This window comes from Pseudomonas sp. LH21 (assembly GCF_036549575.1).
In the GTDB taxonomy this organism is placed as follows: domain Bacteria; phylum Pseudomonadota; class Gammaproteobacteria; order Pseudomonadales; family Pseudomonadaceae; genus Aquipseudomonas; species Aquipseudomonas peradeniyensis.
Genome location: NZ_CP144367.1, coordinates 2,278,972 through 2,304,187 on the forward strand (window position 1 = coordinate 2,278,972; position 25,216 = coordinate 2,304,187).

Consider the following 25,216-nt stretch of genomic DNA (forward strand, 5'->3'; position numbering starts at 1 on the left):
GCCTTGGCAGCAACTTGGCTCTGTATCTACCTGGTGCAGTACTTGATTCGGAATGCGAAAAATCCGGTGAAAGAGGATAGCACCAGGCATCGCTTCAATGCGGGCGTTTGGACGGTGACTTGGCCGCACGCTTTTGGGGCTGAAATCGCCGGGACCGCTTTGCGGTCCTTTCGCGGCGCAAGGCCGCTCCTACAGAGGGGGGCGGCGTATATCTTGGCTGGTTAGAGATAACAATGCGGGCGAATTATTTTGATCAAGGCGTTACATTGGAAATATTTTTAAAATATTCGGTACATGTGTTTCAGAAGGGTCCTACATACAGGTAGGTTCTAAATTCATAGCCTTCGAGCCTTCACCTACAGGGAGTTGGCGAAATGGCTCATCACGGTTACATGTCTATTAAAGGGCGGCGTCAAGGCCTGATCTCCGCAGGTTGCTCAACAACCGACTCAATTGGCGGTCGATGCCAAATCGCTCATGTGGACGAAATCATGGTGCTTTCGTTTAGCCATAATTTTTCCAATATGGGCAATACCGAACGCGCGACGCATCGCCCAATTCTGATAACCAAATACATAGACAAAGCGACCCCGTTGTTGGCGGAGGCATTGGCCAGCCGGGAAACAATGGAGTGTCGCCTCAATTTGTACCGTATCAACGCTGCGGGTAAGCAAGAGTGTTATTTCAAGGTTGAGCTGTCAGACGCGATTGTTGTGGATCAGCGCCTGGAAGTGCCTCACTCGGTTTTGCTCAATGCACAGGAACCTCAGGAATATCTCGCTATTCGCTATGGATCAATCGAGTGGCATCATCTGATTGCCAACACCAGCGGTCATGCAAAGTGGGGCGAAAGTCGATGAGGGACGACGATCGCAGCTCTAGCATGGACCATGACCTTTGGGAGCTAAGCAGCCTGGCGGCTCGCCTGACCCAGTATGCCTGCGAAGTAGGTGCGCGGCATTTGGACGATGGCGTTCTCAGAGCTCAGTTCACCCAGGAAATTGCCTACCTTGGGCAAGCGGTTGTCGATGAGGTGCGTACGGGTAACCTCTCGGCGGAGGAGGGGCGCGATGCCCTTGAACAAGCGTATCGCGAACTGCTCGCGCAGGTCTGGGAGTACTCAAAGCTGGTAGCGGGGGTGACCGCAGGTGTTTTGCAAATTAGTACAGGCGTGGCTGTCTGCAAGCTGTCACTGGGCGCTGGTTGCATGATTGGAGGTTTGCCATTGATCTTGCACGGCGCGAACAATATCTATGAAAACGGTCTTAACATTGTAAACGGACGTGGCGGTACAGTTGGGCCTGTGCGCAGGGTTTATCAGGATCTGGCGGTAGCAGCGGGCGGGGTGAATGCCCACGGTAACGTGGCCTACGGCGTCCTGGATCTGGGACTGTCGGCGTATAGTCTGGGCCGTTTGGTGTTGAGGTCGGGCACCTGGCGGTTGTTCCGTTACATAGAGGCCGACAAAGCCCGCGCAATAAAAACCATGAGTGCTCATTCGATAGTCTTCGAGGTGGGAATCGATATGCTGACAGGAGAGCAGGTTATCGTCGAGTTGAGGGATAGATAATGGCTTGGCTGTTTGTCGTGTGCGTGGTGCTTGGCGTGTGCTCGGCATTTGTCTTGCGCGCCAAGTGTTCAGGACCGCGTCTCGGCTATGGGTTGTTTTGTATTTGTCTGATTTATAATCTTTTCTTTATTACCTATTACATGAGAGTCCTGGAGTTTGACCGGTTTTTGTTTTTTGGGTATCAGCCGGAGTTTGTCAGGGAAAACATCATTGTCGGGTGGGCGGCGTTGGTTGGGGTGCTTCTGCATTGTGGGGCAATGCCTTCTAGGGGCAGTGCTTGAGTGGTTGGAGTAGTTGAGGTCGTGATGGTGGTTTGGGCTGAAATCGCCGGGACCGCTTTGCGGTCCTTTCGCGGCGCAAGGCCGCTCCTACAGGGGGCGGCGTTTGGGTTGGGTTAGGCTATAGGTGGCAGCTCATGCTCGAAGGGCAGGTTCGGGCCTGTTCGTGAGCAGGTGATCGCTGCGGCATGGATTGCGTAGGCGAGGATTGCATCGATGGTTTCATGAGGGAGCTTCGCCACACCGGCCGGGCTGTCTGCACCTAGGCGTGCGAGGTAGGCGAGCACGGCGGCTTGGAAGGTGTCACCGGCGCCGACGGTGTCGCTTACCGGCAACGACGTATCCGCCGGGCGCTGCCATGAACCATGTGCGCAATGCACGCTGGCTCCGTCTGCTCCATGGGTGATGAAAACGAGTCGGCAGCGATCGTTCAGCCAGCCTCGCGCCACATCACGCGTCTCCCGGCCTGGATAGAGCAGGGCGATATCTTCCTCACTGGCCTTGATCACATGCGCATGCCCGGCAAACGCTTCCACCCGCCGCCGCCACAGCGCCACATCCGGCTGCGGATTAAGCCGCACATTCGGATCAAGGCTGATCAGCCGCCGGTCCCGCTCGTGCTCCACCAGTGTCATCAGCGTATCGGCCACGGGCTGCACCACCAGGGTGTACGAGCCCACATGGATCCCCCGCACATGCTCATCCAACTCCGGCAGATGCGCCAGCGTCACCTGCCGATCCGCACAGCCTTCACCGCGAAACTGATACTGCGCCGAGCCATTGGCATCCAGCCCGACCATGGCCAAGGTGGTCGGTGCACCGCTGGTTACCACATAGCGGCAGTCCACCCGTTCCTCTTCCAGCACCCGGCGCAGCCGGGCACCGAGGTAGTCGCTGGACAACCCGCCGAACAACGCTGATTCCACGCCCAGCCGGCGCAGGCCGACGGCCACGTTGAACGGCGATCCGCCGGCAATCGCGGTAAACCCCAGCTCGCTGCTGCGGTTGCTGTTTTCCACGCTGAAGACATCGAACAGGGCCTCGCCACACACCAGGTACATGCAGTTCTCCAGAACGAAAGATTAGGGAAGGATACCCGCACTCAGCGCGCAGGCAGTTGCTCCCGGTAGCGTTGATAGGCGACCTCGTACTCGGCCTGTTGCGCCGGACGGGGCAGGGTTCGGGTGCTTTCGTCGAGGGCGACGCAGCGTTTGCACAGGGTTTCGAGGCTGTCGCCCTGGCCCAGCTGGCGACCGAGGCTCCAGGCGGCCTGGATCGCGGCGCCCAGGGCGGCGGCTTCGGTCTGTTGGGGGCATACCACTGGCAGGCCGAGCAGGTCGGCCAGTGTCTGGCGCCACAGCGGGCTTTTTGCCGCGCCGCCGACCAGGCGGATTTCGCTGCCTTGGAGGCCGCTGGTACGTAGCAGGTCGAGGCCGTAACGCAGGCTGAAGCAGGTGCCTTCGAGCACGGCGCGGCAGAGGTTGGCGCGGGTCAGGTTGGCGCTGGTCATGCCGTGCAGGCTGGCCGTGGCTTCGGGCAGCGCGGGCACGCGCTCGCCGTCGAAGAAGGGCAGCATCAGCAGGCCGTCGGCGCCGATCGGGGCTTGGGCGGCGAGGGCAGTGAAACGCTCGAGGTCGAGCGCCAGCAGGTCGCGCACCAGGGCGCAGGCGCTGGTGAGGTTCATGGTGCAGATCAAGGGCAACCAGCCGCCGCTGGAAGCGCAGAAGGTCGCCACTTCGCCCTGGGCGCTGACGTGGGGTTGGTCGGCGTGGGCGGCCAGGGTGCCGGAGGTGCCGAGGCTCAGGGTGATCATGCCGGGGGCGATATTGCCGGTGCCGATGGCGCCGAGCATGTTGTCGCCGCCGCCCGTGGTCACCCAGGTCTGCGGGCTCAGGCCGAGGGCAGTGGCGGTCTGTTCGCGCAGGGTGCCGATGCCATCGCCGGATTCGACCAACTCAGGTAGCGCAGCCAAAAGACGCTCGCCCGGCTCGATGTGCTGAAGGACATCGGGCGCCCAGGTCCGTCGGCGCACATCGTAGTAACCGGTGCCGGAGGCGTCGCCGGGCTCCGTACAGACGCGACCGGTCAGCCAGTAATTCAGGTAGTCGTGGGGCTGCAGGATATGGGCGAGGCGGGCGAACAGCTCGGGATGTTGGCGCTTGGTCCATAGCAACTTGGACAGGGTATAGCCTGGCGCGATCACCAGCCCGAGGCGTTCGAGCGAGCCTTGGGCGCCACCGAGGGCATCGAGCAGTGCCTGGTTCTCGGGCGCGCTCTCGGTGTCGCACCAGAGCTTGGCCGGGCGCAGCACCTGGCCCTGGGCGTCGAGCATCACCAGGCCGTGTTGCTGGCCGGATACCGCCAGCGCGCGGATCGCGTGGCCATCCACACCGGCTTCACGCAAGGCAGCGGCCACCGCCGCACGCAAGGCATCCAGCCAGTCGGCGGGATCCTGCTCGCGCCGGCCGTCACGGCCCTGGGGCGGCGCGTGGGCGGCGCTGCCCAGGCCAAGCACCTGGCCGCTGCCGGCGTCCAGCACCAGGGCCTTGGTGCCCTGGGTGCCGCAGTCGATGCCGAGGAACAATCCGTCCATTTCGAAACACTCCGTGTTAGTCGCCGAGGACCTGGCGCAGGGTTTCACTCACGCCGACTTCACGCAAGCTGTCGTACAGGCGCTCGAAGGCGCTGACGAAAGCCTTGGACGCGGGGATGGCGCTGCCGAAGATCGCCTCGTCGCCCAGCACCCGGGCGGCCAGGCCGTCGCGCTGCACCACCCGGGCCTGGCAATCGGCGGCGCGGGGGTCGGGGATGCCGTAGCGGTTGCCGTGCTCGTCTTCGCCGCGCAGGTACAGGGCCCAGGCGGCCACCACCAGGGCCACGCGCTCCAGCGGCTTGCCGTCGGCGATCAGGCGGTTGGCGGTGGGCACGATGAACTTGGGGAACTTCGACGAGCCGTCGGAGCACACGCGCTCCAGCTGGTCGGCGATGGCGCGGTTGGCGAAGCGTTCGCCGAGGCTTTGCTTGTAGCGCTCAAGATCGATGCCGGGCACCGGGGCCAGTTGCGGGGTCACGTCCTGGTCCATGAAGGTGCGCATGTAGCGGCGCAGCAGCGGGTCGGCGAGGGTTTCGTGGACGAAGCGGTAGCCTTGCAAATAGCCCAGGTAGGTGAGGGCCAGGTGGCTGCCGTTGAGCAGCTTGATCTTCATTTCTTCATAGGGGGTGACGTCGTTGGTGAACTGCACGCCGACCTTTTCCCAGGCCGGGCGACCGGCGACGAAATTATCTTCCACCACCCATTGCAAGAACGGCTCGCACACCACCGGCCAGGCATCGTCGACGCCGTGGCGCTCGCGCAGTTGCTGGCGGTGGGCGGAGCTGGTCATCGGGGTGATGCGGTCGACCATGGCGTTGGGGAAGCTGACGTGGCTGGCGATCCAGTCGGCCAGGTCGGGGTCGAGGCGCTGGGCGAAGGCCAGCAGGGCCTTGCGGGCGACGTCGCCGTTGTGCGGGAGGTTGTCGCAGGACATCACGGTGAACGGGCCGGTGCCGACTTCGCGGCGGCGGCGCAGGGCTTCGCAGAGGTAGCCGAACACGCTTTGCGGGGATTGCGGGTTGGCCAGGTCGTGCTGGATTTGCGGCAGGTCGGCGCGGAACTCGCCGGTGCTGTCGTCGATGCAGTAGCCGCCTTCGGTGATGGTCAGCGAGACGATGCGGATGCCGGGTTCGGTCAGTTTGGCCAACAGCGGTTCGGCGCCGTCTTCGGCCAGCAGCATGCCGTTGATGGCGGCGATCACGCGTACCTTGGTGTCGGGCTGGTCGCCCAGTTCGAACAGGGTGTAGAGATGGTCCTGGCCGGCCAGGGCGTCGCGCATGGCGCGGTCTTCGCTGCGTAAGCCGACGCCGCAGATGGCCCAGTCGAGGCCTTCGCCGCAGTTCATCAGGGCGTCGGTGTAGGCGGCCTGGTGGGCGCGGTGGAAGCCGCCGACGCCGATGTGGACGATGCCCTGGCGTAGCTGGGTTGGGTCGTAGCTGGGGCGGGCTACGGTGGGGGGGAGGTGGTTGAGGTTGGAGTGGCTGAGTTTCATGCTGGGGGCATTCCTTATCGAGGTCATGTTGGATCGCGTGATGGCGGCGAGGTGCTTGACGGGAGCCTTGTGGCGTTCTTGAGATCGAGCGCCGCCCGCGCGGCGCATCGCGGCACAAGGCCGCTCCTACATTTGTTGCAACGTACCGAACCTGTCAGGCCATGGTTGCCCGCCTTGGTGCATGTCTTGAGGCAGGTGAGGCGGCAGTGGTGCCCACGCTGAAACCGCGTCGGGCCAACAAGGCGGACCAGGTAATGGCACAGGATTGACTGGCCCGAAACAGATGTAGGAGCGGCCTTGTGCCGCGATGCGCCGCGCGGGCGGCGCTCGATCTCATAGGCGCCACAACCCTCTCGGTGAACACCTCAGGCCACCTGCTGCAATCGCTTGTCGATCGCCTGGCCGTTGCTGTCGAACAGGTGGCAGTGGGCGGGATCGAAGGTCAGTTCCAGCGCCTCGCCAAAGGCTGGTGCGAAGTCCCCGCGCACTCGCACGGTGAGCATTTCCCCGGAGGCGGCGCGCATATGGCAATAGCTGTCGCTGCCCAGTCGCTCGCTGACATCGGCAGTCACCTGCAGCGAGCCTTGGGTACCTTGCCTGGCACGGTCGATGTTCAGGTGCTCGGGGCGAATCCCCAGCGTCACCTGGCTACCGGTAAGCAGCTCCCCCGCGCACAACGGCAGGGCGATACGGGCGCCGCACTCAAGCGCCACCTCGCACTGGCTGCCCTGGTTACGACTCAGGTGCCCACGCAAAAAGCCCATCTTCGGTGTCCCCAGAAACCCCGCGACAAACAGGTTGGCCGGGTGGTGATACAGCTCCAGCGGCGAGCCAACCTGCTCGATGCGCCCGCCGTTGAGCACCACCACCTTGTCAGCCAGGGTCATCGCCTCGACCTGGTCATGGGTCACGTAGATCATGGTCGCGGCCAGCTCCTGGTGCAGCCGCGCCAGTTCCAGGCGCATCTGCACGCGCAGGGCGGCGTCGAGGTTGGACAGCGGCTCGTCGAACAGGAAGATCTTCGGATTGCGCACGATCGCCCGGCCGATTGCCACTCGCTGGCGCTGGCCGCCGGAGAGCTGGCGGGGCTTGCGTTCGAGCAGCGGTTGCAGCTCGAGGATGCGCGCGGCGTTGTCGACCTTGGCGGTGACTTCCTGCTTGCCGACGCCGGCCAGATCCAGAGCGAACGACAGGTTCTTGCGCACGGTCATGTGCGGGTACAGGGCGTAAGTCTGGAATACCATGGCCAGGTCGCGCTTGGCCGGGGCGGTGTCGGTGATGTCGGCGCCGTCGAGGGTGATGCTGCCGCTGCTGACCTCCTCGAGGCCGGCGATCAGGCGCAGCAGGGTGGACTTGCCGCAGCCGGAGGGACCGACGAACACCACGAACTCGCGGTCGCGCACGTCCAGGTCGATGCCCTTGATGATGGCGTGGCCATCGAAGCCTTTGTGCAGGTTGCGGATTTTCAGGTCAGCCATGGGGGGTGTCCTCGTCAAGGCGTGGAAAGGGGGCGTGGAAAGGGGCTGGCGTGGGAGCGGGTAGCGTGGGAGCGGGCTTGCCCCGCGATGCAGGCGGCGCGGTGGATGGCACCGGCGTAGCCGGTGATCGCGGGGCAAGCCCGCTCCCACGCCAAACGCGAAATCAGGGGCCTCGGCATCATTTGACGGCCCCAAACGAAAGCCCGCGCACCAGCTGCTTCTGGCTGATCCAGCCAAAGATCAGGATCGGCGCGCAGGCCAGGGTCGAGACGGCCGAGAGCTTGGCCCAGAACAACCCTTCAGGGCTCGAATAGGACGCCACCAACGCAGTCAACGGCGCGGCGGCGGACGAGGTCAGGTTCAGCGACCAGAACGCCTCGTTCCAGCACAAAATCAACGACAGCAGCAAGGTCGAGGCCAGCCCGCCGCGGGCGATCGGCAGCAGCACGCGGACGATCTCCTGCCAGGTGCCGGCGCCGTCCAGCCGCGCGGCTTCGAGGATGTCCACGGGGATGTCCTTGAAGTAGGTGTACACCATCCACACCACGATCGGCAGGTTGATCAGGGTGTAGACGATGATCAGCGCCAGGGGCGAATCCAGCAGGCCGAACTGCTTGGCCAGCAGGTAGATCGGCATCAACACGCCCACCGGCGGCAGCATCTTGGTCGATAGCATCCACAACAGCGTGCGCTTGGTGTGGCGGGTCTCGAAGAAGGCCATCGAGTAGGCCGCCGGCACCGCGATCAGCATGCACAGCAGGGTCGCCGAGAACGAAATCAGCACCGAGTTCCAGGCGTAGGCGAAGTAGTCGCTGCGCTCGTTGATGTGCAGGTAGTTCTCCAGCGTCGGCGCGAAGATGAACTGCGGCGGCGTGGCGAAGGCGTCCAGCTCGGTCTTGAAGCTGGTCAGCAGCATCCAGAAAATCGGGAAGAAGATCACCAGGGCGATGGCCCAGCACAGCAGGCCGAGCAGCGCGTTCTTCAGGGTGCGGGTTTGCTTGAGTGTCAGCATGGCGGGCTCCTCAGCTGCGCGCGGTGAGGTTCTTGCCGATCATGCGGACCAGCACGATGGCGGCGATATTGGCGATCAGCACGGCGATCAGGCCACCGGCCGAGGCCATGCCGACGTCGAACTGCAGCAGCGCCTGGTTGTAGATCAGGTAGGCGAGGTTGGTGGACTCGTATCCCGGGCCGCCGCTGGTGGTGGTGAAGATCTCGGCGAACACCGACAGCAAAAAGATCGTCTCGATCATCACCACCGCGGCGATTGGCCGGGCCAGGTGCGGCAGGGTCAGGTGCCAGAAGATCGCCAGCGGGCCGGCACCGTCCAGGCGCGCGGCTTCCTTCTGCTCCTGGTCCAGCGACTGCATGGCGGTCATCAGGATCAGGATGGCGAACGGCAGCCACTGCCACGACACGATCAGGATGATCGACAGCAGCGGGTAGTGCGCCAGCCAGTCCACCGGCTGCGCGCCGAACAGGCGCCACACGGCGGCGAGAATCCCCGACACCGGGTGGAAGATCAGGTTCTTCCACAGCAGCGCGCTGACCGTGGGCATGATGAAGAACGGCGAGATCAGCAGCACCCGCACCACGCCGCGGCCCCAGAATTCGCCGGCCTCCAGCAGCGCGGCGATCAGCACGCCGAGCACCACGCTGATCGCCAGCACGCTGCCGACCAGGGTCAGGGTGTTGAGGGCGCCGGGCATGAAGCCGGCGTCGGTGATGAAGAAGCTGAAGTTCTCAAGGCCCACGAACTGGTTTTCACCGGGGTACAGCAGGTTGTAGCGGATCAGCGAGAAATACAGGGTCATGCCCAGGGGCACGATCATCCACAACAGCAGCAGCGCCACCGAAGGGCTGACCAGGAACCAGCCGGGGCCGACGCGGCGTTTGCCGGGGCGCGCGGTGGCGAGGCTCGGGGTGTCGAGGGCCGAGGTATTCATGGCGACTCCGTGTGCATCGGAAAGGGGCGGTCACCGCGCCGGGGTTCGGCGCGGTAGGCGGCGGTATGGGCTATTTGGGGTAACCGGCGCGCTTCATCTCGCGTTCGGTGGACTGCTGGGCCGAGGCCAGCACCTGGTCCACTTTCATCTGCCCCGTCAGCGCAGCGGAAAACAGCTTGCCGACCTGGGTACCGATGGCCTGGAACTCGGGGATGGTCACCAGCTGGATGCCGACGTAGGGCACGGGCTTGAGGGTGGGGTGGTTGGGGTCGACGCGCTTGAGCGATTCCAGCGTCACCTTGGCGAATGGCGCGGCGGCCAGGTACGCGTCGCTGTAGGTCGAGGCACGAGTGCCCGGTGGCACGTTGGCCACGCCTTCCTGCTCGGCCACCAGCTTGCCGTAGGCCTCGGAGGTGGCCCAGGTGGCGAAGGTCCTGGCGGCCTCCTTGGCCTTGGAGCTGGTGGGGATCGCCAGCGCCCAGGAATACAGCCAGGTGGCGCCCTTGTCGGTGACCTCCTTGGGGGCGAAGGTGAAGCCGACCTGGTCGGCGACCTTGCTCTGGCTCTTGTCGGTGACGAACGAGCCGGCGACGCTGGCATCGACCCACATCGCGCACTTGCCGCTGTTGAACAGCGCGAGGTTTTCGTTGAAGCCGTTGCTGGAGGCGCCGGGCGGGCCGTATTGCTTGAGGGTGGTCACATAGAAATTCAGCGCGTTCTTCCACTCGCTGCCACTGAATTCGGGTTTCCATTGCTCATCGAACCAGCGCGCGCCGAAGGCGTTGGCCACCGTGCCGATCAGCGCCATGTTCTCGCCCCAGCCGGCCTTGCCGCGCAGGCAGATGCCGTACTGGCCTTGGTCGGGGTGGTTGAGCTTGGCGGCGAACTCGCCGAGCTGGGTCCAGGTCGGTTGCTCGGGCATGCTCAGCCCGGCTTTTTCGAACAGGTCCTTGCGGTAGTAGGTGATCGAGGCTTCGGCGTAGAAGGGCAGGGCGTACAGCGTGCCGTTGGCCGACAGGCCGTTGCGCACCGAGGGGAACACGTCGTCGAGGTGGTAGTCGGCGGGCAGGTCGGTCATCGGTGCCAGCCAGCCCTTGGCGCCCCACAGCGCGGCTTCGTACATGCCGATGGTCAGCACGTCGAACTGCCCGCCTTGGGTGGCGATGTCGGTGGTCAGGCGCTGGCGTAGCACGTTCTCTTCGAGCACCACCCACTTGAGCTGGATGTCCGGGTGCTGCTGCTCGAACACCTTGGCCAGGCGCTGCATGCGGATCATGTCGTTGTTGTTGACCGTGGCGATGGTCAGGGGCTCGGCGGCCTGGACGTGCAGCGGCAGGCTGAGGCAGGCGGCGGCCAGGCAGGCCTTGATCGAGTCGTTCATCGGTGAACTCCCTCGGGGATGACGTTATTGTTTTTGTGTCGCTCGCTGCCGATTACACCGTTGTGTGACGACGCCGACAAAGCCTCGCCTGCACCTTGACTGATACTTTTTTGCTGTATGCGCGCCCCCTGTAGGAGCGGCCTTGTGCCGCGAAAGGGGCGCGCAGCGGCCCCAGGGTTTCGGCGTTAACGCATCAATCGCCGGGGCCGCTACGCAGCCCTTTCGCGGCACAAGGCCGCTCCTACAGGAGGTTGCGTATGACGTTCAGCCCCGGTTTTGCTCGGTCAGCCGCTGGGTCACCAGGCTGCGGTAGTCGGACGGGGTCATGCCCTTGAGCTGCAAGAAGCGCCGGTTGAAGTTCGACAGGTTGCTGAACCCCGACTCGAAGCACACCTCGGTCACCGGCAGCTCGCCCTTGGCCAGCAGCTCGCACGACTTGCTCACCCGCAGCCGGTTGACGAACTCGACGAAGCCACGCCCGGCGGCCTGCTTGAAGAACCGCGAGAAGTAGGTCGGCGTCATCCCCAGGTGCTCGGCCACCTCGTTCTGGCTCAGGTCCTGGGCGTAGTGCTGGAAGATGTAGTCCACCGCCCGGTTGATGCGCTCGACGTTGTGCTCGTCGGCCAGCTGCGAGGAGGTGACGGTGGACAGCAGCTGGTAGTCGTCACAGGCGGCCAGCTGCTCCATGAGGATAAAAAAGTATCCCAGGCGGGTCATGCCGCGGCTGTCGGCGATGCGCTGCAGCAGGTGGCGGCTCTCCTGGATCAGCGCCGGATCGCGGAACTCGATGCCATAACGCGCCCGGGCCAGCAGCGGGGCAAGCTGGGTGAGCTCGGAGAACACCTGGCCGCCGTCCTCGAGCACCTCGTCGGTGAAGTTGACCAGCATGTCGCGCTTGCCCACTACCTCCTCGGGGCCGACCTGGCTGATCCAGTTGTGCGGCAGGTTGGGGCCGGTGAGGAACAGCGTGTCGGGGGCGAAGTTGCCGATGTAGTCGCCGATGAACACCTTGCCGGCGCTGGCGACGATCAGGTGCAGCTCGTATTCCTTGTGGAAATGCCAGCGCACCAGCGGGCTGGGGAAGCCGTGCTGGCGGTAGATCAGCGAGGCGCCTTCGTGGTCGTCCATCAGCTCGTAGGACGGATCGGTGACTTTGCTCGGTCTGGGCATGGCGGTGGCTGGGCCTGGAGGGCGAGGTGTCATCCTAGCCTGAAGCGGTGTTGCCGGGCAGCTGGCAAATGCTCGCTGCCGGCAATGGCCTCAGAAGCTGTAGTCGAGCGTGGCGAAGTACGAGCGTGGCGCACCCAGCAGCCATTGCTCGCCGCTGAAGCTGGACTGGGCGTACTGGCGATCGAACAGGTTGTTCAACTGCAGGCCCAGGCGCACGTCGGGCAGCACCTGCCAACCCAGGTTGGCATCGACCACCGTGTAGCCCGGCACGCGCTGGTCGTTGGCGGCGCTGGAATAGCGTTCGTCGACGTAGCGCAGGCCGATGCCGGCATCCACGGTCTGGCCGAAGCCCTTGCCCAGCCACAGGTTGGCGGTGCGCCGTGGCACGTCCTGCGGGCGGTTGCCGGCGCGGTCGTTGACCGTGCCGTTGTCGCCTTCCTCGAGGAAGTCGTCGTACTTGGCCCGCACCAGCGCGGCGTTGGCCGAGAGTTGCCACTGGTTGCCCAGCGCCAGTTCCAGGCTGGCTTCCAGGCCGTCGGAAGTCTGCTGGCCGGCCTGCTGGCTGTCGTGGGTGAGCGGGTTGTACACCGGCAGCTTTTTCTTGACGATGTGATAGGCCGCCAGCGTCCACTCGCCACGTGCATCCCAGAACCGTTGCTTGAGGCCGATCTCGGTCTGTTTCGCTTCGGTCAGCTCCAGGCGCTTGTTCGGCCGCTGGGTGAGCAGGTCGCCGACGCCATCCTCGCTGGTGGAGTACTGCCCGTACAGCGACAGGTCGTCGCTGAGGGCGAACACCAGCCCGGCGCGCCAGTTGCCGCCTTGCAGGCTGCGGTCGCTGCGGGCGTTGTTGACCAGGTCGTCGCGGCCGATGTGGTTCTGGTCGCGGCGGATACCGGTGACCAGCGCCAGGCGCTCGGTCAGCTGGGTGCGGTTCTCGGCGAACAGGGCGAAGGTATCGACCTTGGACAGCGTCTGCGCGTGGGTCGGGCTGAGGCTGTGGAAGCCGCCCGGCGCCGGATGCCACGGGTCGAGCGGGTCGCTGCTGCCATCGTGGTAAGGCGAGTTGCTGTCGACGTTGAAGCGGATGCGGTTGTATTCGGCGCCGACCACGGTCTTGCTGGCCAGGCCGAACAGGCCATGGTCGAAGGTGAAGCTCTGGCGATCGCCGAGCTGCTCCTGGTTATGGCGGATCTCGAAGAAGTTGCCGCGCTGGATCACCCCGTTGGCGGCATCCCAGGTGTAGGACTCGGCGTTGCGCCACTGGCGGCGGCTCTTGATGTAGTACAGCTGGTTGCTGGCGCTGACGCTGTCGCTGAGGGTCCAGTCGCTGGTCAGGCGCGTCCACTCGTCGTGGTAGCGCTGCTCGTCGTTGCCGACGTTGTAGTTCTTGTGGCGCACGCTGCTGCGCAGGTGCCCGTCGATCAGCGGGGTGCCGTAGTAGTTGGCCGGTTGCGCGTCGCCGCGTTCGTGGGCGAGGGTGAAGCTCAGGTCGTCGCTGGCATCGAAGCGCAGGGCGGCGCTGAGGGCCAGGCTGCGCGAGTCGGTGCGGTCGACCCAGCCGTTGCCGGCCTGCTGGTTGAGGGTCACGCGGTAGCTCAGGCGCTCGCTCAGGCTGCCGCCGCTGTCCAGGCCCAGCTGCTGGCGGTCCCAGGAGCCGTAGCCCAGGCGCAGGTGGTTGTGGATGTCGCCGGCGAACGGCTTCTTCGGCACCACGTTGACCACCGCGCCGGTGGCGCCTTCGCCGTACAGCACCGAGGCGGGGCCGCGAACCACGTCGATGCGCTCGACCATCCACGGGTCGACCGGAAAGGTCAGGGTGCCGGCGCCGGCATACAGGCGCGAGCCGTCGAACAGGGTCATCACCGAGTTCTGCCCGGTGAAGCCCCGCGCCGACAGGCCGGTGCCGCCGTCGCCCGGGGTGCCGATGAAGGTCAGGCCCGGCGAGCGGGTCACGGCGTCCTGCACGGTGAGGTTGTTGCGCTGCTGGATCTGCGCCTCGGTCAGGCTGCTGGTGCTGGCCGGGGTGTCCAGGGCGCTGAGGTTCAGGCGCGAACCGGCCGGCGTCGGCGTGGCCAGGTCGATGGCCTGTGGCTCACGGGTATCGGTGATGGCCGTGGAGGGCAGGGTGACGGGCGTCGCTTGCTGATCGTCGGCCAGCGCCGGCAGGGACACGGCCAGGCAGGCCGCCAGGGTGTGAAGCTTGTTGAATCGGGACATGTCGTTCCACTGCTGCAGGAAGAAATGGATCCCGGTGGAAAACACGCAACGGTGAAGCGCGCACGCAGGCGCGCACGCGGATACCGGCCTGCGCCCGCCCACCGCGGGTTGCCAAGTAGAGCCTCAGGCCGGTCTCCGGGCTTGCGAGGGGCGTGAAGCCTTCACCTTCCCATGCGTGCGCACAGTGGTCTGTCGAAGGATTCGCTCGCTTACCGTTGCGGGGGCAGCGCCGGACTTGTCGTGACAACGACGCACCGGCTTCCCGTTTCACCCTGCGCGCGGCGGCGCAGGACACCTGAAACTGGCGCGCATCTGACCATCGAACGGGCAGGGAGTCAATCGTTCGAATGGGTGGAGAAACTGTGACGGACATGGCGGTTTAGAGCGGCTTGGCAAAATTTTTCGAACTTTTGCCAAGCCCGTTGTCTCGAACCGGTCGTTCGCCTTTCATTCACGTCATGGAGACTTTTGCGAATGTCTACCCGTAACCTGCTGCGCCACTCCTGCCTGCTTGCCCTGCTCGGTGCCCCTCTGGTCGCCACGGCGGCACCGAGCACCGACCCGCTGTTCAGCCTCGGCTTGCTGGGTTCCTACGACAAGTTCAAGTTCGAGGGAGGAAGCGAGTCGGACAAGGAACACATGGGGCAGGGCGGTGTGTTCGCCACGTTCGGCAACAAGATGACCGCCGAATCCGGGTTCATCTACCAGATCGGTGCCGAGGCCAAGTACGGCAAGAAGAACGACAACAAGCTCAAGGAAGCCCAGGCCGATCTCGACCTGGGCTGGCGCGCCGCGCTGGATGCGCGCAACTTCGTCGACCTGACGGTGGGCGGCGGCTACAGCTGGACCCGCTTCGAGCCCGAGATCAACGATCTCGATACACGGCTGACCTACAAGTCGCCGTTTGCCAAGGCCGCGTTGGGTTACAACCACCAGTTCGACGCGTCTACCCTGCGCGTGGAAGTGGGGGCGCGCCACACCATTGATGGCCGCGCACGGCTGAAAGTCGATGATTTCGGCAGCGACAGCGTCGACATGAAGGACCGCACCAATCCGTATGCGGAGGTCACGTTGTTGATGAACCAGCAGGGCGGCATGCCGGTGCAGGTGGGGGCGTACTACACCCACACCGAGTACAAGCTGGACGAGGACACTCCGGTGGCCGACAACACCAAGCTCAAGCGCGACGAGTTTGGGGTGAAGCTGGGGTTGGCGTTCTAACCGGTTGAGCCTGCGTTGAATCCGTCGCGGGACAGACCCTCTTTCACGCCATACTCACCCAAACGGACGGGCATGGCGTGGGAGCGGGCTGTTCCGCGATGACATCAACGCTGTCTAGCGTCCGCGTCGGCGCGAAACCCGCGCCTCGATGTTCTTGCGCCCGATCAGCAGCGCCGGTTTTTCCACCACCGGTTCGTCGGCCAGCCACTTGTACATCACCAGGCAGTCCACCAGGCCCAGCTCGGCATGGCGATACGCCTTGGGCAGGCGCCCGACGGTCTCGAAGCCGAGCTTGTGCCACAGCGCCACGGCCACCTCATTGCTGGCCACCACCGAATTGAACTGCAGGGCCAGGAAGCCCTCCTGACGCGCCAGCTTCTGCGAGTGCTCGCACATCAGCCTGGCTACACCCCGGCCACGGGCGTGCGCGCAGACCATGTAGCCGCAGTTGCCGACATGTCCGCCGGGGCCGGCGGCATTGGCCTTGAGGAAGTAGGAACCGAGCAGCACGCCGTCCTCTTCGGCCACCAGTGTGCGCAGCGGGGTTTCCAGCCACAGCCGGCGTGCCTGGTCGAGGTCCAGGGCGGGGTCGAAGGCGTAGGTCTGGCGGGCCTGGACAATGGCCTGGAAGGTCGGCCAGAAGCGCTCGAAGTCTTCCGGGGTCATGGGACGGATCTGGATCATGGCGGTTCCTGCACGGGCTGAACCGTCAAGTCTGGGTGTCGCGGCGCCGTCGCGCAAGGGCGGCGGCGCCATGAAGTGTCAGGCGCCGGCCTTGCCCACGGCGTCCAGCGCCCTGGCCGAGTAGACCAGCGCGGCGCCGGCGTTCATCGCCACCGCCACGCCGAGGGCTTCGGCAATCTCTTCGCGGGTGGCGCCGTGCTTGACCGCCTGCTGCGAATGCACGGCGATGCAGCCGTCGCAGCGGGTGGTGACGGCCACGGCCAACGAGATCAGCTCACGGGTCTTGGCATCCAGGTGGTTGGTCTTGGCCCCGGCGCCGCTGGCGGTCATGTAGCCGGCCACGGTATCGGGAGAGAGTTGCTTGAGATCGCCGATGCCGGCCATCAACTGCTTACGGTAGGCGTCCCAGTCCATCATGCTCATCATCTTCACCTTGTCAGGTTGGCAACAGGAGCTATCAGGCTAGTCGATGTTTGGCGGGAGGGAACTGAGTTCGCAGGTAGTCCGCGCACCCTGTGGGAGCGGGTTTACCCGCGAACACCGGCGGAGCCGGTGCCAGGCACCGCGCTGGATTCTTCGCGGCTAAAGCCGCTCCCACAGGACCCTGTTAAATCAATGCGTTATGTGCAGTTCCATGAGAGCGGCCAGTGTGGCCTGCGAGGGTGGCGGATCAGATGTAGATGAACACCAGCACCAGCGCCGCGACCACCGCCCACTTCTCCAGGTAGTAGCGGGTGCGGTTGCGTTTCTTCATCGCCTTGCCGCGTTCGCGGATCTTGTAGATGCGGGTGAACAGGCGGTTGATGCCGCCGGTCTTGTCGCTGGCATCGTTGGGCGCGGCGGCGGCGGCCATCACGTTGCGGCTGAACCAGCGGTTGAACGCCTCGGCCCAGCGGTACTTGAGCGGGCGCTCGACGTCGCAGAACAGGATGATGCGGTTGTGCTCGGTGGTGTTGGCCGCGTAGTGGATGTAGGTCTCGTCGAACACCACGCCTTCGCCGTCACGCCAGGAGTACTTCTCGCCGTCCACGTCGATGTAGCAGCCATCGTCGTTGGGCGTGTCCAGGCCCAGGTGGTAGCGGTAGGAGCCGGCGTACGGGTCGCGGTGGCGCACCAGCTTGGCGCCCGGCGGCAGGGTGGCGAACATTGCCGCCTTGACCGTGCCAATGCCGGCGAGCAGTTCGGTGGTGCGCGGGCACAGGGACATCGCCGACGGGTGGCTCTCGCCGTACCACTTCAGGTAGAAGCGCTTCCAGCCGGTCTTGAAGAACGAGTTGAAACCGACGTCGTCGTAGTTGTCGGACTTCTTGATCTCGCCGGCCTGCAGCAGCTGCTGGCCTTCCTCGCGGATCTCCTGCCAGTGGTCCTGCAGCACCTGCAGCTCGGGGAAGGCGCTGACTGGCAGGTACGGCTTGGCCGGATGCTTGGAGAACAGGTACAGGAAGGCGTTGACCGGGGCCAGGAAACTGGAGTGATCGCCCAGCTGGCGGGTCAGCTTGTGACGAACCCGACCGCGCAGGTGAACATAGGCGATCGAGAGGACGAAGATCAGTACGAGTGCAATTTTCATGGACGTTTACTTGTCGAAAAATGGCCATGCGCCATGGCGTAAGCCCGCCAGCATAAACAATCGTGGCGCGGGTTTGTACTTATTGTTACGTCTTGTCTGACCGACTTAGGTGCAATGGCTGACAGGTTGCGCAAACGATTCAACAGCTTATGTCGCTGTTTTGCATGGGCAGGGCGCTACACTCGATGGCGCGAACCGTTATCAGGGAGACTCGCATGGTCCAGGATCCGCGCCCCAGTGGCGCGCCGTTCAAACGGCTGTTCTTCGCCTTGCCGGTCAGCGACCAACAATGCCGTGCCCTGGCGCAGTGGCGTCGAGGGCTGAACCTGCGCAGCGGCAAACCAGTGCCTGCGGAGAATTTCCACGTCACCTTGCTGTTTCTCGGTGACGTGGACGCCGAGCAGGTGCCGGCAATCTGCGCGGCGGTCGATCGGCTCAGACTGCCCGATGCACCGTTGCGCCTGGTGCTGAACCGTTTGCAGGCATGGTCGCGCGCGGGGGGGCTGGTGCTTGAGCCCGAGCAACCACCCGCCGGGCTGCGGCAGTTAGTGTACGCGTTGCAGCAGGCTGTCCTGCCGCTGGGGCTGGAGGGGAAACCAAGGGAGTATCGCCCGCACCTGACGCTGTCCCGCGATTATCGGGCGCAGGTGCCCGAAGCGCGCCAGGCACCGGAGTTCTTCCTCGCTCCCCGTCATTTTGTGCTCTACGAATCGCGAAAGGAGCGCTATTGGCCGCTGGCGCGGTGGGCGCTGGATCAATAGGAGCGAGGCCAGGCCGCTCCTGTAGCGAAGGCTAGACAACCGGCACTGCTTGCCTTTCGCTGACGAACAGGCGTTCCCCCAGTGCGCGCGCGCTGCGCAGATGCCGCGTGGGATCCTGTCCCTCACTGTCCTCCAGCAGCGTCGAGCTCAGGACCCGGGCACCGCAGTAGTCGAAGATGCCGTGCTCGATCTGCACGCGCATGGCTTCGCCATAGCCATGGCGCTCGAAGGTGCCGGCATCGGCGCCGGCCACGCCGACCAGGTGCGCGGTCATCCCGTGCAGCAGCTTGGTGGTGCTGCCGTCGGCGGCCTGGTCGAAGGCCCAGCCGTTGCTGAACACTCGCTCGACCCAGCCCTTGAGCAGGGCCGGCAGCGACCACCAGTAGATGGGGTAGACCATGACCACGGTGTCGGCCCGCTCGATGCGCGCCTGTTCGGCCAGTACATCGGCCGGTGGCTTGCCCAGGCGGCGGTGCACGGCGTGGTCGGCCAGGCCGAAGCGTGGGTCGAAGCCTTCGCTGGCCAGGTCGGCGAACTCGCTGGTATGGCCGGCGGCGCGCAGGCCCTCGGCGATCTGCTGGGCGAGGGCGTGGGTGAGGGAGTCGGGGTCGTGGTGACCGATGACGATCAGGGCATGCATGGTGGAATCTCCAGAATCAGGATGCAGGGACACCGGGAGCGTTATATACTCGAGGTAAGTTACGCTTAGTAAGTTACTTTTGGTAGGTAAGCGATGTCAAGCGAGGAAAAGACCGCGCCGCGCAAACGCCTGTCCCGCGAGGAGCGCCGGCGCCAGTTGCTGGATGTGGCCTGGCGGCTGGTACGCGAGGAGGGCACCGATGCCTTGAGTCTGGGATACCTGGCCGAGCAGGCCGGGGTGACCAAGCCGGTGGTGTACGACCATTTCGAGACCCGCAACGGCTTGTTGCTGGCGCTTTACCAGGAATACGACGCCCGCCAGACCGCCATGCTCGACAAGGCCCTGGCCGGCTGCCCGGCCGGCCTGGCGGAGCGGGCCTGGGTGATTGCCGAGGCCTATGTGGACTGCGTGGCCACCCAGGGCCGGGAGATTCCCGGGGTCAGCGCCGCGCTGGCCGGCTCGCCGGAGCTGGAGGCGCTCAAGCGCGGCTATGACGGGCCGTTCATGGACAAGTGTCGCGAAGCGCTGTTGCCGTTCGCGCCGGGTGGCGATATCGGCGTGGCCGGGCTGTGGGTGCTGGTGGGCGCGGCGGATGCGCTGTCCCTGGCGGCGGCGGCCGCAGAGCTGACGGCTGAAGCGGCCAAGCGCGAGTTGCAGGCGACCATTGTGGCGATGGTTCTGCGGCAGTAGGCGATCATCGTGCAAGTGATTTTTGTAGCGGATCGCGCGACCTGCGTGGGAGCGGGCTTGCCCCGCGATGGGGGGCATGGCACCGGCTGCGCCGGTGATCGCGGGGCAAGCCCGCTCCCACGCATCCTGCTCTTGCAGTCTGCCACGACGGCCCCGATCAGGCCGGCAGGCTCTGGTACGGCTGTTCTTCCCCCGGGCTGCGGGCGAACTGGCGCTTGTACTCGCGGCTGAACTGCGAGGTGCTCTGATAACCCACCCGGTGCGCCACCTGGGCCACGCCCAGCCCCTCGCCGATCAGCATCTGCTGCGCCTTGAGCAGGCGCAGGCGCTTGAGGTACTGCATCGGCGCCAGGTCGGTGCAGCGCTTGAAGTGCTCGTGGAAGGTCGACACGCTCATGTTCGCCCGGCTGGCCAGCTCATCCACCCCCAACGGCTCGGCGTAGTGCTCGCGCAAGTAAGTCAGGGCCGCACCGATCCGGGCGAAATGCCCCTGTTGCTCGACCAGCGCCCGGAGCACGCCGGCCTTCGGCCCGCGCAACGCGGTGTAGAGCACCTCGCGCACCCGCGCCGGCCCCAGCACCTTGGCGTCCAGTGGGTCCTGCAGGCACTGCAGCAGGCGTTCGACGCTGTCGCGCATGGCCGTGTCCAGCACTGCCGAGGTCATCGACTGTGGCGTCTGTGCCTGCACCGCGGCATCCGGCCCCAGATCCATACTTTGCACCAACTCGCCGATCAGGGCGCGGTCGATGTCCACCGCCACACCCAGCAGCGGCGCCTGGGGCGTGGCAAAGGTCTCGCACATGAACGGTACCGACAGCGCCTGCACCAGGTAATGCCCGGCACCGTACTCCAGGGTACGTGGGCCCAGGCGCGCCAGCTTGCTGCCCTGGGCGAGGATGATCAGGCTGGGTTCGTAGATTTGCGGGCTGCTGGCCACGTAGTGGTCCCAGGTCAGGACCTGAACCTGGGGCAGGAGGGTGGGCACGAACCCCGGGCCTGTGGCGAGGGCGCGAATCAGTGAGCAGAGCGTGGCATTGGCATCCACATGGCGAGTCAGGTGCATGATGAACCCGGGCAGAGAATCGGACACTGGCATCTTCGCAGATTCACGGGGTCATGCCAGAGGCTGGCGGCAAGGTCCGGAGAATCAGGCATGCATGCCGGAGAATCGGCGGTGGGCGAGGCGGGTAGCGGCGCCCAGAATGCGCAAACTGAATCGTTTCACTTGCACGAGGTACTCCATGTACACCGCCATCGGTTACGCCGCCCAATCGCCCACCAGCCCCCTGGCCCCCATGACCTTCCAGCGCCGCAGCCCGCGGCCGGACGATGTGGTCATCGAGATCCTCTACTGTGGCGTGTGCCATTCCGATATCCACCAGGCCCGCAACGAATGGGGCATCGCCGTGTACCCGCTGATGCCGGGCCACGAGATCGTCGGCCGGGTCAGCGCGGTGGGTGCGCAGGTCAGCCGTTATCAGGTCGGTGATCTGGTCGGCGTCGGCTGCATGGTCGATTCCTGCCGTCACTGCGAGGCCTGTCGCCAGGACGTCGAGCAGTACTGCATGGAAGGCCCGACCATGACCTACGCCACCCCCGACCGGGTCGACGGCAGCAACACGATGGGTGGCTACTCCAGCAGCATCGTGGTCAGCGAGCATTTCGTCCTGCGCATTCCCGAGGGCATGGACCTGGCCAGTGCGGCGCCGATCCTGTGCGCCGGCATCACCACCTATTCGCCCCTCAAGCACCACGACGTGGGCCCCGGGCACAAGGTGGGCGTGCTGGGTATGGGCGGCCTGGGCCACATGGGCATCAAGCTGGCCAAGGCCCTGGGCGCGGAGGTGACCCTGTTCACCCGCTCCGCGGCCAAGGCCGAGGAAGCCCGTCGCCAGGGCGCCGACCATGTGATCGTCTCCACCGATGCCGAACAGATGCGCAGTGCCGCGGGACGCTTTGATTTCCTGCTGGACACCATCCCGGTGCAGCACGACCTCAACCCCTACCTGCAAACCCTGAAGTTCGGTGGCGTGCATATCCTGGTCGGGCTGATCGAGCCGGTCGATCCGCCGGTGCATGCGGCCAACCTGGTGATGCAGCGCCGGGTGCTGGCAGGTTCCTTGATCGGCGGTATCGCCGAAACCCAGGAGGTGCTCGACTTCTGCGCCGAGCACGGGATCAGTTGCGATATCGAAAGGCTCGACATCCGCAACATCAACCAGGCCTATGAGCGGATGATCGCCGGCGACGTGAAGTACCGCTTCGTCATCGAAATGGCCACGCTCAAGGCCTGACCAAGCGGACTGGGCTTGTCCTGTGAAGCGTCACGCTACCTGAGTGGCGCCGCATAGCCCTGGCGCAGGTCCACGGCCCAGCCGTCGAGCACGGCCTTGACGTTGTCGGCGGTCATCACCTGGCGGTCGTTATCCAACGGCACGCCGGTACCCGCGAGCATCGCCTCGCCGACCACCTTGCCGCTTGCGCCCGCCTCGAACGACAGCTCGCTGGCGATCGCGCTGTCCCGGTCGCGAATGCCGGCGGCACTGCTCACCCCGGCCGCGACCAGGGTGATCGGCAGCCACTCGTAGAAGCGCAGGCCCTGGGTGTCGGCGCTGATGCGGGTGATGGCCGGCCTGACCACCAGGGTGTTCGGGCCGGGCCTGTCGACCACGGTCATGACCTTGCCCAGTTCGTTGCGCAGTACCGTGTCGTAGTAGTGGGTGATGCTGGCGAGGGTGGCCTGGGGGATGCGCGTGCTCGGCTCGGGCGCCGGGTAGAACCGGCTGGGTGCCAGGTAGACCTCGATGTAACGGCCCTTTGGCCATTTCGGGTCGGCCCAGCTGAGCACCGTTGCGCCCGAAGGCGCCTGGTGCGGGGTGAGTAACCCGTAGTCCTTGAGATAACCGGTCGGTGTCGGCTTGTTGCTGCTGCACGCGGACAGGCCCAGGGTGGACGTCAGCACCAGTGCCAGGAGGTGACGCCGACTCATGGGTGGCGAACCTCGCGCCGGGTCGGAAGGGCCGCTTGCAGGTGGGGCACGTCCTGCGATGTCTGGATGCGCAGCTGCCCGCGTGCCATCAGCCAGTGCACGAGGTCACGGACGGGAACGGTGTGGCTGTACTCGACCCATTCGCCAAAGGTCGGGTCGTAGTGTTCGAAATACCGGCGCAGGGTGACGTAGCCCTGTTCGTTTGCCAGCTCCAGGCTCTCCTGTTGCACGATCAGCGAACCCGATTGTCCGCGCTGGGTGTTGCGCTGGCTGAGGATCAGGGATGCGGAGCCCTCATGCCCATCGGTGCTGTTGCGGCTGTCGACTATCTTCATGGGGAGCCCTCGGTAATGGAAGGCCGCCAGGGTGAAGGGCCATCGTTGCCGGGTGATGTCCACTTTGTGTCGTGCGTGACGAAATGTTGCGTGATTGAAATAAATGACCCGCGTGGCGCAATGGTTTTAGATACGCCCTTTTCCCGGACCGGTATCACCGTGAGCAGACTGTTGATCGTCGATGACGACGTCGAAATCCTCGCCTTGCTGAAGCAATTTTTCGTCCAGCACGGTTACGAGGTGGACCTGGCCGCCGAAGGGCAGGCGATGTGGGCCGCCATCGCCCGGCAGCGCCCGGATGCGATCATCCTCGACCTGATGCTGCCCGGCGAAAGTGGCCTGGGATTGTGTCAGAAGTTGCGCGCGCAGCTCGGGGTACCGGTCATCATGCTCACCGCCATGGCCGAGCTGAGCGACCGTATCATCGGCCTGGAACTGGGCGCCGACGACTACCTGACCAAACCGTTTGACCCTCGCGAACTGCTGGCCCGCCTGCGCGCCGTGCAGCGCCGGGTTGGTGAACAGCCGCCGCGCGGAGAGGCGGCGCGTCCGGTGATCGGCTTCGCCGGTTGGCAGCTGGACATCACTTGCCGCGAACTGCGCTCGCCCGAGCGGGTGATGGTGCCGCTGTCCGGCGCCGAGTTCGATTTGCTGGTGGTGTTTCTCGAGCACCCGCAGCGCATCCTCACCCGCGAGCAATTGATCGACCTGACCCGTGGGCACGGGCATGACGCCTTCGACCGCAGCATCGATGTGCAGGTCAGCCGCCTGCGGCGCAAGATCGAGCCCGACAGCAAGCGCCCGGACCTGATCCGCACGGTGCGCAATGGCGGCTATCTGTTCAGCGCCACGGTAACCCGCTCGTGATCCGTCGCCTGCTGGGCCGCGATACCCTGCGCAAGCGCATCGCCCTGACCATCTTCACCGCGCTGCTCGCTTCGCTGGCGTTCAACGCCCTGTTCGTCCAGGTCGCTGGCAATTGGGCGCGCCCACCCATCGAGCGCACCGGCCTGCTCGAACAGATCGCCGTGACCACACGGGTGATCGAGACCGCGCCGGCGACGCTGCGCAGGCAGTTGGCCGAGGCGGCGAGCACGCCAACGCTGCGGGTGACCTGGAGTACCCGGCGTGACGACTTTGGCCTGCCGGGCCCGGGCACATTGCTCAACTCCGGGCAGGTGCCGGCGATGGCGCAGCTATTGGGGCCCTCGCGACTGATCGAGGTGTACAACCCGGACGACTGGCCTGCGGGCAGCGCCGAGGCGCACTACGTGGCGCTGGTCGCCCTGGCCGATGACAGCTGGCTGCTGTTCGTGCCGCCGGAGCGCAGCTGGGGCATGAGCGCGACGGCGCGCCTGGCGGTGGTCATCGGCCTGGGGCTGGTGGCGACATTGCTGGTGGCCTGGCTCGCCACCCGCCAGCTGGCCGCGCCGCTGCAACGCTTTGCCAGCGCGGCGCGGCGCTTCGGCGGCGATCTGCAGGCGCCGCCCATCGCTATCGAAGGTCCCGAGGAAATCCGCCAGGCAATCATTGCCTTCAACACCATGCAGGCGCAGATCCAGCACTTTCTTCGCGAGCGCACCCATATGCTCGCGGCCATCTCCCATGACTTGCGCGCGCCATTGACGCGCATGCGTCTGCGCAGCGAGTTCATGGAGGACCTGGACCACCAGCGCAAGCTGATCCGCGATGTCGACGAAATGCAGACGATGATCAACGAGGCCCTGGCGTTCTTCCGCGAAGGCACGCAGTTGGAGCAGCGCACGGCCTACGACCTGTCGGAGCTGTTGCAGACCCTGGTCGACGACTACCGCGACCAGCATCTGGATATCGCCTTCAAGGGCCCGGCGCACCTGGTGCACGACGGCCGCCCGCTGGCGACCAAGCGGGTGATCGTCAACCTGGTGGAAAACGCCATGAAGTATGCCCGCGATCCGCAGATAACGCTGCGCCGCGCCGCTCACCTGATCGTCATCGAGGTTCGCGACAGTGGGCCAGGTATTCCCGAGGAGGCCTTGCAGCAGGTGTTCGAGCCGTTCTACCGGCTGGAGGGCTCGCGCAACCGCGATACCGGCGGCGTCGGCCTCGGCCTCTCGGCCGCCCGGGCCAGCGTGCGCGAGCAGGGCGGCGAGCTGACCTTGCGCAATCGCGTGGGCGGTGGGCTGGTGGCGCGGGTCGAACTACCCGATGGCGGCTGAGCG

25 protein-coding genes and 1 riboswitch are annotated in these 25,216 nt (G+C 65.2%); of the genes, 9 read left to right on the top strand and 16 right to left on the bottom strand.

The window, feature by feature from the left end; translation table 11 throughout:
- The first annotated feature begins 374 nt into the window (after positions 1 to 374).
- Genes VUG52_RS10555 through VUG52_RS10565 form a run of 3 tightly spaced genes read left to right on the top strand, consistent with a single transcriptional unit; the run spans position 375 to position 1,851 of the window.
- Entirely contained in the window at positions 375 to 860 is a 486-nt protein-coding gene (locus VUG52_RS10555) for an Hcp family type VI secretion system effector (RefSeq protein WP_050706181.1), read from the top strand.
- A 23-nt stretch (positions 861 to 883) separates the two neighbouring features.
- On the top strand, positions 884 to 1,570 hold the full coding sequence (locus tag VUG52_RS10560; protein ID WP_331832912.1) for a DUF4225 domain-containing protein: 687 nt from the start codon (positions 884 to 886) through the stop codon (positions 1,568 to 1,570).
- Positions 1,570 to 1,851, top strand: coding sequence for a hypothetical protein (locus tag VUG52_RS10565; RefSeq protein ID WP_050706179.1), 282 nt, complete (start codon positions 1,570 to 1,572; stop codon positions 1,849 to 1,851). The genes VUG52_RS10560 and VUG52_RS10565 overlap by 1 nt, the downstream gene beginning before the upstream one ends.
- 113 nt (positions 1,852 to 1,964) lie before the next feature.
- Here VUG52_RS10565 and VUG52_RS10570 read toward each other — a convergent pair whose 3' ends face one another.
- The 9 genes from VUG52_RS10570 to VUG52_RS10610 form a co-directional block, all read right to left on the bottom strand.
- Positions 1,965 to 2,909: a carbohydrate kinase family protein gene (locus VUG52_RS10570; protein WP_050706178.1), complete on the bottom strand. Its 945-nt coding sequence runs from the start codon at positions 2,907 to 2,909 to the stop codon at positions 1,965 to 1,967.
- A 41-nt stretch (positions 2,910 to 2,950) separates the two neighbouring features.
- Positions 2,951 to 4,441, bottom strand: a complete 1,491-nt coding sequence (xylB, locus tag VUG52_RS10575; protein ID WP_052895965.1) for a xylulokinase — start codon at positions 4,439 to 4,441, stop codon at positions 2,951 to 2,953.
- A gap of 16 nt (positions 4,442 to 4,457) precedes the next feature.
- Positions 4,458 to 5,933, bottom strand: coding sequence for a mannitol dehydrogenase family protein (locus VUG52_RS10580; protein ID WP_331832914.1), 1,476 nt, complete (start codon positions 5,931 to 5,933; stop codon positions 4,458 to 4,460).
- A gap of 365 nt (positions 5,934 to 6,298) precedes the next feature.
- Complete coding sequence (locus VUG52_RS10585) at positions 6,299 to 7,411, bottom strand: ABC transporter ATP-binding protein (protein ID WP_331832916.1); 1,113 nt, start codon at positions 7,409 to 7,411, stop codon at positions 6,299 to 6,301.
- A 178-nt stretch (positions 7,412 to 7,589) separates the two neighbouring features.
- Positions 7,590 to 8,423, bottom strand: a complete 834-nt coding sequence (locus VUG52_RS10590) for a carbohydrate ABC transporter permease (protein ID WP_050706175.1) — start codon at positions 8,421 to 8,423, stop codon at positions 7,590 to 7,592.
- A gap of 10 nt (positions 8,424 to 8,433) precedes the next feature.
- Positions 8,434 to 9,357 carry a carbohydrate ABC transporter permease gene (locus tag VUG52_RS10595; protein ID WP_331832917.1) on the bottom strand — a complete coding sequence of 308 codons (924 nt, stop codon included), beginning with the start codon at positions 9,355 to 9,357 and terminating at the stop codon, positions 8,434 to 8,436.
- Positions 9,358 to 9,427: 70 nt separating this feature from the next.
- Positions 9,428 to 10,738, bottom strand: a complete 1,311-nt coding sequence (locus VUG52_RS10600) for an ABC transporter substrate-binding protein (RefSeq protein WP_262974308.1) — start codon at positions 10,736 to 10,738, stop codon at positions 9,428 to 9,430.
- A 264-nt stretch (positions 10,739 to 11,002) separates the two neighbouring features.
- The gene (locus tag VUG52_RS10605) at positions 11,003 to 11,908 is read right to left on the bottom strand and encodes an AraC family transcriptional regulator (protein ID WP_050706172.1); all 906 of its coding nucleotides are present in this window, start codon (positions 11,906 to 11,908) and stop codon (positions 11,003 to 11,005) included.
- Between the two features lie 90 nt (positions 11,909 to 11,998).
- Complete coding sequence (locus tag VUG52_RS10610; RefSeq protein WP_050706171.1) at positions 11,999 to 14,125, bottom strand: TonB-dependent receptor; 2,127 nt, start codon at positions 14,123 to 14,125, stop codon at positions 11,999 to 12,001.
- 109 nt (positions 14,126 to 14,234) lie between these two features.
- A riboswitch (cobalamin riboswitch) is annotated at positions 14,235 to 14,439 on the bottom strand.
- Positions 14,440 to 14,599: 160 nt separating this feature from the next.
- Between VUG52_RS10610 and VUG52_RS10615 the strand changes: the two genes are divergently transcribed.
- Entirely contained in the window at positions 14,600 to 15,346 is a 747-nt protein-coding gene (locus tag VUG52_RS10615) for an outer membrane beta-barrel protein (protein ID WP_050706170.1), read from the top strand.
- Positions 15,347 to 15,460: 114 nt separating this feature from the next.
- On the opposite strand, the gene VUG52_RS10620 is transcribed toward VUG52_RS10615, so the two are convergent.
- The 3 genes from VUG52_RS10620 to lpxO form a co-directional block, all read right to left on the bottom strand.
- Positions 15,461 to 16,030: a GNAT family N-acetyltransferase gene (locus VUG52_RS10620; protein WP_050706169.1), complete on the bottom strand. Its 570-nt coding sequence runs from the start codon at positions 16,028 to 16,030 to the stop codon at positions 15,461 to 15,463.
- Between the two features lie 78 nt (positions 16,031 to 16,108).
- Complete coding sequence (locus VUG52_RS10625) at positions 16,109 to 16,453, bottom strand: carboxymuconolactone decarboxylase family protein (RefSeq protein ID WP_046856072.1); 345 nt, start codon at positions 16,451 to 16,453, stop codon at positions 16,109 to 16,111.
- A gap of 247 nt (positions 16,454 to 16,700) precedes the next feature.
- Positions 16,701 to 17,600 carry a lipid A hydroxylase LpxO gene (lpxO, locus tag VUG52_RS10630; protein WP_050706168.1) on the bottom strand — a complete coding sequence of 300 codons (900 nt, stop codon included), beginning with the start codon at positions 17,598 to 17,600 and terminating at the stop codon, positions 16,701 to 16,703.
- 215 nt (positions 17,601 to 17,815) lie between these two features.
- Here lpxO and thpR point away from each other — a divergent pair, with 215 nt between their 5' ends.
- Positions 17,816 to 18,361, top strand: coding sequence for an RNA 2',3'-cyclic phosphodiesterase (gene thpR, locus VUG52_RS10635; protein WP_050706194.1), 546 nt, complete (start codon positions 17,816 to 17,818; stop codon positions 18,359 to 18,361).
- 31 nt (positions 18,362 to 18,392) lie between these two features.
- Here thpR and VUG52_RS10640 read toward each other — a convergent pair whose 3' ends face one another.
- Positions 18,393 to 19,001 carry an NAD(P)H-dependent oxidoreductase gene (locus VUG52_RS10640; protein ID WP_050706167.1) on the bottom strand — a complete coding sequence of 203 codons (609 nt, stop codon included), beginning with the start codon at positions 18,999 to 19,001 and terminating at the stop codon, positions 18,393 to 18,395.
- 93 nt (positions 19,002 to 19,094) lie between these two features.
- Between VUG52_RS10640 and VUG52_RS10645 the strand changes: the two genes are divergently transcribed.
- On the top strand, positions 19,095 to 19,691 hold the full coding sequence (locus tag VUG52_RS10645; RefSeq protein ID WP_050706166.1) for a TetR/AcrR family transcriptional regulator: 597 nt from the start codon (positions 19,095 to 19,097) through the stop codon (positions 19,689 to 19,691).
- A gap of 157 nt (positions 19,692 to 19,848) precedes the next feature.
- Here the strand turns inward: VUG52_RS10645 and VUG52_RS10650 are convergent, their stop codons facing one another.
- The gene (locus VUG52_RS10650) at positions 19,849 to 20,754 is read right to left on the bottom strand and encodes an AraC family transcriptional regulator (RefSeq protein WP_050706165.1); all 906 of its coding nucleotides are present in this window, start codon (positions 20,752 to 20,754) and stop codon (positions 19,849 to 19,851) included.
- 178 nt (positions 20,755 to 20,932) lie between these two features.
- Between VUG52_RS10650 and VUG52_RS10655 the strand changes: the two genes are divergently transcribed.
- A complete protein-coding gene (locus VUG52_RS10655) occupies positions 20,933 to 21,985 on the top strand; it encodes an NAD(P)-dependent alcohol dehydrogenase (protein WP_331832922.1) in 1,053 nt (350 codons plus the stop codon).
- A 35-nt stretch (positions 21,986 to 22,020) separates the two neighbouring features.
- On the opposite strand, the gene VUG52_RS10660 is transcribed toward VUG52_RS10655, so the two are convergent.
- Both VUG52_RS10660 and VUG52_RS10665 read right to left on the bottom strand, forming a co-directional pair.
- Positions 22,021 to 22,680: a DUF3313 domain-containing protein gene (locus tag VUG52_RS10660; RefSeq protein WP_331832923.1), complete on the bottom strand. Its 660-nt coding sequence runs from the start codon at positions 22,678 to 22,680 to the stop codon at positions 22,021 to 22,023.
- Entirely contained in the window at positions 22,677 to 23,015 is a 339-nt protein-coding gene (locus VUG52_RS10665) for a hypothetical protein (RefSeq protein WP_110733858.1), read from the bottom strand. Before VUG52_RS10665 ends, VUG52_RS10660 begins: the two co-directional genes overlap by 4 nt.
- Before the next feature lie 120 nt (positions 23,016 to 23,135).
- On the opposite strand from VUG52_RS10665, the gene VUG52_RS10670 reads away from it, so the two are divergent.
- Both VUG52_RS10670 and VUG52_RS10675 read left to right on the top strand, forming a co-directional pair.
- A complete protein-coding gene (locus tag VUG52_RS10670) occupies positions 23,136 to 23,882 on the top strand; it encodes a response regulator (RefSeq protein WP_262974302.1) in 747 nt (248 codons plus the stop codon).
- Positions 23,879 to 25,213: an ATP-binding protein gene (locus VUG52_RS10675; RefSeq protein ID WP_262974301.1), complete on the top strand. Its 1,335-nt coding sequence runs from the start codon at positions 23,879 to 23,881 to the stop codon at positions 25,211 to 25,213. Before VUG52_RS10670 ends, VUG52_RS10675 begins: the two co-directional genes overlap by 4 nt.
- Positions 25,214 to 25,216 lie beyond the last annotated feature (3 nt).

What these genes read in the sequence shown, in the direction of transcription:
- VUG52_RS10560 (WP_331832912.1), top strand. Translation starts at nt 884, where the DNA reads ATGGACCATGACCTTTGGGAGCTAAGCAGCCTGGCGGCTCGCCTGACC.
- VUG52_RS10605 (WP_050706172.1), bottom strand. Translation starts at nt 11,908, where the DNA reads ATGCCCAGACCGAGCAAAGTCACCGATCCGTCCTACGAGCTGATGGAC.
- VUG52_RS10655 (WP_331832922.1), top strand. Translation starts at nt 20,933, where the DNA reads ATGTACACCGCCATCGGTTACGCCGCCCAATCGCCCACCAGCCCCCTG.
- lpxO (WP_050706168.1), bottom strand. Translation starts at nt 17,600, where the DNA reads ATGAAAATTGCACTCGTACTGATCTTCGTCCTCTCGATCGCCTATGTT.
- VUG52_RS10660 (WP_331832923.1), bottom strand. Translation starts at nt 22,680, where the DNA reads ATGAGTCGGCGTCACCTCCTGGCACTGGTGCTGACGTCCACCCTGGGC.
- VUG52_RS10625 (WP_046856072.1), bottom strand. Translation starts at nt 16,453, where the DNA reads ATGAGCATGATGGACTGGGACGCCTACCGTAAGCAGTTGATGGCCGGC.
- VUG52_RS10615 (WP_050706170.1), top strand. Translation starts at nt 14,600, where the DNA reads ATGTCTACCCGTAACCTGCTGCGCCACTCCTGCCTGCTTGCCCTGCTC.
- VUG52_RS10650 (WP_050706165.1), bottom strand. Translation starts at nt 20,754, where the DNA reads ATGCACCTGACTCGCCATGTGGATGCCAATGCCACGCTCTGCTCACTG.
- VUG52_RS10640 (WP_050706167.1), bottom strand. Translation starts at nt 19,001, where the DNA reads ATGCATGCCCTGATCGTCATCGGTCACCACGACCCCGACTCCCTCACC.
- VUG52_RS10645 (WP_050706166.1), top strand. Translation starts at nt 19,095, where the DNA reads ATGTCAAGCGAGGAAAAGACCGCGCCGCGCAAACGCCTGTCCCGCGAG.
- xylB (WP_052895965.1), bottom strand. Translation starts at nt 4,441, where the DNA reads ATGGACGGATTGTTCCTCGGCATCGACTGCGGCACCCAGGGCACCAAG.
- VUG52_RS10585 (WP_331832916.1), bottom strand. Translation starts at nt 7,411, where the DNA reads ATGGCTGACCTGAAAATCCGCAACCTGCACAAAGGCTTCGATGGCCAC.
- VUG52_RS10595 (WP_331832917.1), bottom strand. Translation starts at nt 9,357, where the DNA reads ATGAATACCTCGGCCCTCGACACCCCGAGCCTCGCCACCGCGCGCCCC.
- VUG52_RS10570 (WP_050706178.1), bottom strand. Translation starts at nt 2,909, where the DNA reads ATGTACCTGGTGTGTGGCGAGGCCCTGTTCGATGTCTTCAGCGTGGAA.
- VUG52_RS10665 (WP_110733858.1), bottom strand. Translation starts at nt 23,015, where the DNA reads ATGAAGATAGTCGACAGCCGCAACAGCACCGATGGGCATGAGGGCTCC.
- VUG52_RS10590 (WP_050706175.1), bottom strand. Translation starts at nt 8,423, where the DNA reads ATGCTGACACTCAAGCAAACCCGCACCCTGAAGAACGCGCTGCTCGGC.
- VUG52_RS10600 (WP_262974308.1), bottom strand. Translation starts at nt 10,738, where the DNA reads ATGAACGACTCGATCAAGGCCTGCCTGGCCGCCGCCTGCCTCAGCCTG.
- VUG52_RS10555 (WP_050706181.1), top strand. Translation starts at nt 375, where the DNA reads ATGGCTCATCACGGTTACATGTCTATTAAAGGGCGGCGTCAAGGCCTG.
- thpR (WP_050706194.1), top strand. Translation starts at nt 17,816, where the DNA reads ATGGTCCAGGATCCGCGCCCCAGTGGCGCGCCGTTCAAACGGCTGTTC.
- VUG52_RS10670 (WP_262974302.1), top strand. Translation starts at nt 23,136, where the DNA reads ATGGTTTTAGATACGCCCTTTTCCCGGACCGGTATCACCGTGAGCAGA.
- VUG52_RS10565 (WP_050706179.1), top strand. Translation starts at nt 1,570, where the DNA reads ATGGCTTGGCTGTTTGTCGTGTGCGTGGTGCTTGGCGTGTGCTCGGCA.
- VUG52_RS10610 (WP_050706171.1), bottom strand. Translation starts at nt 14,125, where the DNA reads ATGTCCCGATTCAACAAGCTTCACACCCTGGCGGCCTGCCTGGCCGTG.
- VUG52_RS10580 (WP_331832914.1), bottom strand. Translation starts at nt 5,933, where the DNA reads ATGAAACTCAGCCACTCCAACCTCAACCACCTCCCCCCCACCGTAGCC.
- VUG52_RS10620 (WP_050706169.1), bottom strand. Translation starts at nt 16,030, where the DNA reads ATGATCCAGATCCGTCCCATGACCCCGGAAGACTTCGAGCGCTTCTGG.